This window comes from Curtobacterium sp. MCBA15_016, from assembly GCF_001865105.1.
GTDB lineage: Bacteria > Actinomycetota > Actinomycetes > Actinomycetales > Microbacteriaceae > Curtobacterium.
The window spans coordinates 123,366-128,891 of record NZ_MJGR01000020.1; the positions used below are offsets into that span (position 1 = coordinate 123,366).

5 protein-coding genes are annotated in these 5,526 nt (G+C 72.4%); all 5 read left to right on the forward strand.

Annotated features, from left to right (window positions below):
• The first annotated feature begins 409 nt into the window (after positions 1 to 409).
• The gene (locus tag BIV03_RS09220; RefSeq protein WP_070419123.1) at positions 410 to 1,165 is read left to right on the forward strand and encodes a pseudouridine synthase; all 756 of its coding nucleotides are present in this window, start codon (positions 410 to 412) and stop codon (positions 1,163 to 1,165) included.
• A gap of 19 nt (positions 1,166 to 1,184) precedes the next feature.
• Positions 1,185 to 2,309 (forward strand): prephenate dehydrogenase, encoded by a 1,125-nt coding sequence (locus tag BIV03_RS09225; protein WP_071295440.1) that lies wholly within the window; start codon positions 1,185 to 1,187, stop codon positions 2,307 to 2,309.
• 197 nt (positions 2,310 to 2,506) lie between these two features.
• The gene (gene cmk / locus BIV03_RS09230) at positions 2,507 to 3,160 is read left to right on the forward strand and encodes a (d)CMP kinase (protein WP_070419122.1); all 654 of its coding nucleotides are present in this window, start codon (positions 2,507 to 2,509) and stop codon (positions 3,158 to 3,160) included.
• Between the two features lie 68 nt (positions 3,161 to 3,228).
• Positions 3,229 to 4,749, forward strand: a complete 1,521-nt coding sequence (gene der, locus BIV03_RS09235; RefSeq protein ID WP_071295441.1) for a ribosome biogenesis GTPase Der — start codon at positions 3,229 to 3,231, stop codon at positions 4,747 to 4,749.
• 20 nt (positions 4,750 to 4,769) lie between these two features.
• On the forward strand, positions 4,770 to 5,423 hold the full coding sequence (locus tag BIV03_RS09240) for a hypothetical protein (protein ID WP_071295442.1): 654 nt from the start codon (positions 4,770 to 4,772) through the stop codon (positions 5,421 to 5,423).
• The last annotated feature ends 103 nt before the right edge of the window (positions 5,424 to 5,526 follow it).

Sequence of the window (5,526 nt, forward strand, 5' to 3'; positions counted from 1 at the left end):
CGACCGCGGCGGGTACCGGGGTCGTGACGAGCGCCCCGCGTCCGGTGGGTACCGCGGCCGTGACGATCGGCGCGACGACCGTCGTGACGCCCCCCGACGCGACGACGACCGCCGCCGCGACCCGGCCCGCGAGGACCGCCGTGCCCCGGACGGCCGACCCAGCACGGTGTGGCACAACGGCCGACGCTACGTCGGCGGCACCACCACGGCGCGCAACGGCGACCGGCCCCGGAACACCGGCCCGCGCGGCACCGACCGCCGCACCACCCCGCAGCCCGAGGGCGCCCGCGACCAGCAGGGCCAGCCGCTCGAGGGCACGCCCGAGCGCCCGATCATCCCGGACTGGGACGCGGCGGACGGGACGGCGACCGCCGGGGCCGCGCCGCGCCTCCAGGCAGAGGGGGAGCGCCTGCAGAAGGTGATCGCCGCTGCGGGCGTGGCATCTCGCCGCGTCGCGGAGAACCTGATCGTCGAGGGCCGCGTGACGGTCAACGGCGAGGTCGTCGACGCGCTCGGCCGGCGTGTCGATCCCGAGACCGACCAGATCGCGGTGGACGGCGTCCCGGTGCAGATCGACAGCTCGCGCCGCTACGTGCTGCTCAACAAGCCGACCGGCATGGTCTCCAGCCTGCAGGACGAGCGTGGACGTCGTGACCTGTCCGAGTACGTCGACCGGTACGAGGAGCGCCTGTTCAACGTCGGGCGGCTCGACACCGAGACGTCCGGGCTGCTCGTGCTGACGAACGACGGGGACCTCGCGCACGTCCTGGCGCACCCGTCGTTCGGGGTGACGAAGACGTACATCGCGAAGGTGCGCGGCAACGTGAACCCCGCGACGGTGCAGCGGCTGCTCGACGGTGTGGAGCTCGAGGACGGTCCGATCGCGGCCGACAAGGTCCGCCTGCTCGAGTCCTCGCGCGGGGAGTCGCTCGTCGAGATCACGCTGCACTCCGGTCGCAACCGGATCGTGCGCCGCATGCTCGACGAGGTCGACCACCCCGTCCTCGAACTGGTCCGGCGGTCGTTCGGGCCGCTGCACCTCGGGTCCCTGCCGATCGGCAAGACCCGGGAGCTGTCGACGGTCGAGCTCGGTTCGCTCCTCCGCATCGCCCGTGAGGCGAAGGGTTCTCCCCAGGCCTCGGACGGCGAAGAGTCCTCGGACTGACGATCGGTAGGCTTGCGGGGTGACCGACGCCACCACCCCGCTCGCCGAACCGGCCATCGACCGGCGGCTCCGGGGACCCGTGCGGATCGTCGGCGCGGGCCTGCTCGGTGCGTCCATCGGCCTGGCGCTGCGTGAGAAGGGTGTCGAGGTCGTCCTCGACGACGTCTCGCCCGCAGCCCTGGCGCTCGCCGTCGACTACGGCGCCGGGCGTCGACCGGCTCCCGGTGACCGTCCGGAACTCGTCGTGGTGGCCGTCCCGCCGGACGTCGTGGCGACGGTGGTCGAGCGCGAGCTCGCTGCCTTCCCCGGTGCCGTCGTCACCGACGTGGCGAGCGTGAAGTCGGGGCCGCTCGCCTCGCTCCGGGCAGCCGGCGCCGACATCTCGCGCTACATCGGCTCGCACCCCATGGCGGGCCGCGAACGCAGCGGGCCGACGGCCGCGCGCGCCGATCTCTTCCTCGGGCAGCCGTGGGTGATCGCCGGGCACGACGACATCACGTACCAGCGTGCCGCCGTGGTGGAAGACCTGGCGCTCGACGTCGGCGCGACCGTGGTCCCGATGGAACCGGAGTCGCACGACCTCGCGGTGGCCTACGTCTCGCACGCACCGCAGCTGGTGTCCACGCTGATGGCCTCCCGGCTGCGGGACGCCCCCGACGGCTCGCTCGGCCTCGCGGGCGGCGGCGTCCGCGACGTGACCCGCATCGCCGCGAGCGACCCGGGGTTGTGGGTGCAGATCATCGGTGCGAACGCATCGCGCATCCGGCCGGTGCTCGCGGACCTCCGCGACGACCTCGACCGGGTGCTCGCCGCACTCGACGACCCGACCGCGCCCGGTTCGCCCCGCGCCCTCGCCGAGACCATCGCCGCGGGCAACCGCGGCGTCGAACGGCTGCCGGGCAAGCACGGCACCACGAAGCGCTTCGCCCAGGTGGTCGTCCTCGTCGACGACACCCCGGGCCAGATCGCCGCGCTCCTCACGTTCATCGGGGAGATCGGCATCAACCTCGAGGACATGCGCCTCGAACACTCACCGGGCGCGCAGATCGGCATCGTCGAGGTGTCGGTCGTGCCCGAGCAGGAACAGCGACTCGTCGACGAACTCGAGGGTCGCGGATGGAGGATCGCAGCAGCATGGGCCTGAACAACGACGACTCCGGCGTGACCGGTGGACCCGACGGACCCGACACGGGGCTGCCCACGCCCGGCGACCAGCCCGGCCCGATCGGCGGCGCCGGCGGTGCGGGTGGCGGTCTCGACGGGCAGGGCGGCGGCGAGCCCGGTTCGACGCGCGACCCCCTGCCGGCCGGACTGCCGGACGGCGCCTTCGTCGCGAAGTTCGTGATCGCGGTCGACGGTCCCGCGGGCAGCGGCAAGTCGAGCGTGTCCCGTGCCGCGGCGCGCGCGCTCGGCTTCGGCTACCAGGACACCGGTGCTGCCTACCGCGCGCTCGCCTGGCACGCCCTGCAGCAGCAGGTCGACCTCGACGACGCCGCTGCGGTCCTGGCGAGCTGGGACACCTTCGACTACGAGATCGGCACCGACCCGGACGCCTACTTCGTCCAGGTGAACGGCACCGACGTCACCGACGCGATCCGCACGCCCGAGGTCACCGCCGCGGTCGCCCACATCGCGAAGCTGCCCGAGGTCCGGCAGCGGCTCGTGCAGCTCTTCCGGAACGTGATGCGCAAGGCCGAGGGCCGGGGCATCATCACCGAGGGGCGTGACATCACCACGGTCGTCGCGCCCGATGCCGAAGTCCGGATCCTCCTCACGGCCGACGAGTCCGTTAGAATGGCTCGGCGCTCGGCTGAGGTCACCACCCAGTCGGCCGCCGAGACCTCCGCCGCACTCGCTCGTCGCGACGCGGCGGACGCGAAGGTCGTCGACTTCATGAACGCCGCCGACGGCGTCACGACGCTCGACTCCACCGACCTCGACTTCGACCAGACCGTGCAAGCGGTCGTCGACCTGGCCCGCGCGACCGGGCACTGACCACCAGGGCCACGCGCGGCCACGCACTGACAACACGCGGCCGAAGGGTCGCCGGCAAGGACACCCACATGGCGCAGCTGGACAACCCAGAACACGACGACTTCCCCGAGTACGACGACGCCCTCGGCGAGCGGATCGCCGGGCTCGACGAAGCCGAGGCCGAGCAGCGGGCGAACGCGCTCCGCGCCGGGCTCGAGGACTACGAGCTCGACGAAGAGGACGTCGCCCTGCTCGAAGCCGGGCAGCTCGGCGAGGACGGCATCACGTACCTGCCGGCCTACCCGGTGCTCGCGATCGTCGGGCGACCGAACGTCGGAAAGTCGCAGCTGGTGAACCGCATCCTCGGCCGCCGCGAAGCCGTCGTGCAGGACACCCCCGGTGTCACGCGTGACCGCGTCGCCTACAAGGCGGAGTGGAACGACAAGCGCTTCACCCTCGTCGACACCGGCGGGTGGGAGCCCGACGCCAAGGGCATCAACGCCTCCGTCGCCGCCCAGGCCGAGGTCGCGATCGACCTCGCCGACGCGGTGCTCTTCGTCGTGGACGTCACGGTCGGCATCACCGCCACCGACGAGCACGTCGTGAAGATGCTCCGCGGCACCGACCGTCCGGTCATCGTCGTCGCGAACAAGTCGGACGACGACCGGCGCGACCTCGACGCCTACGAGCTCTGGAACCTCGGTCTGGGGCAGCCGTACCCGGTGTCGGCGCTGCACGGTCGTGGCGTCGCCGATCTCCTCGACCTCATCATCAAGACGCTCCCCGACACCTCGGCCGTCGCCAAGCAGGAGGTCGGCGGACCCCGTCGCGTCGCGATCCTCGGCCGTCCGAACGTCGGCAAGAGCTCGCTCCTGAACAAGGCCGCGGGTGAAGAGCGCGTCGTCGTCAACGAGCTGTCGGGGACGACCCGCGACCCGGTGGACGAGCAGATCGAGCTCGGCGGCCGTGTCTGGCGCTTCGTCGACACCGCCGGCATCCGCAAGCGCGTGCACCTGCAGCAGGGGGCCGACTTCTACGCCTCGCTCCGCACGACCGCAGCGCTCGAGAAGGCCGAGGTCGCCGTGGTCGTCCTCGACGTCACCGAGCCGATCTCCGTGCAGGACCTCCGCATCATCGACCTCGTCCTCGAGTCCGGTCGCGCGCTGGTGCTGGCCTACAACAAGTGGGACCTGCTCGACGACGACCGCCGCCGCTACCTCGAGCGCGAGATCGAGCAGGACCTCGCGCACGTGGCGTGGGCCCCGCGCGTCAACATCTCCGCACGCACCGGTCGCCACCTCGAGAAGCTCGTACCGGCGCTCGAGACCGCGCTCGACTCGTGGGACACCCGCATCCCGACGGGCAAGGTCAACGCCTTCATCGCCGAGCTCGTGCAGGAGCACCCGCACCCGGTCCGTGGTGGCAAGCAGCCCCGCATCCTGTTCGGGACCCAGGCGTCGAGCCAGCCGCCGACGTTCGTGCTGTTCACGACGGGCTTCCTCGACCCGCAGTACCGACGCTTCATCACGCGTCGACTGCGCGAGGTCTGGGGCTTCTCGGGCACGCCGATCAACGTCAACATGCGGGTGCGCGAGCGCCGCAAGCGCTGAGGTCGATCAGGAGATCCGACATGACGAGGGCGAGTCGACGATGGCTGTTCGCAGCGGTCGCTCTGCTCGCCCTCGTCGCGGTCCTGGTCGCTTGGCGCGCCATCCAGACCGAGCGTGGCATCGACGCTGCGGAGCCGGTCGCGACGACGACCCCGCTCACCGAACAGGGGCTGCAGGGCGGCACGCTCGTGTCCCCGTCGAACACGCTCGGCGCGCCGGTCCCCGAGCCCGCCACCGATGACCATGCCGACGGGTCGCCCATCGACCCGTGGTGGCGGCGCGTCCCGCCGGTGGCCGGCGACCTCGTCCCGATCGCTCCGATCGACGGGATCGCCTCGGCAGACGACCGGTCCGCCTCGGGTCACGTCCGGATCGCCCGCGCCGGGGAGCACCTGCTCGTCAGGATCACGGACCTCCGGGTGGCGTCCTCCGACACGGAGCTGCCAGGGGTCCGGGTGGTGCTCTCCGAGGGCACGGTCGTCGGCGCGCGGCCCGGGCTCTGGACGGGGCACGAGGACGACGACGACCTCGGCACGATCCCGTCCGACGTCGGGACGATCACCTTCGACCTCGAAGCGCCCCGCGGCATCCCGGACCCGGTGCGCTCGCTCGTCCTGCTGGACCCCGACTCCGGTGCGGTCCTCGGGGGAGCTGCGCTCCTGCCGACCGACTGAGGCGTCGCCGGTCTGGAGGCGCGGTGCCGGTTCGCGCCGCGGGACACGGCAGGGTGGTGCGGTGCCGGTTCGTGCCGCGGGATACGGCAGGGTGGTGCGGTGC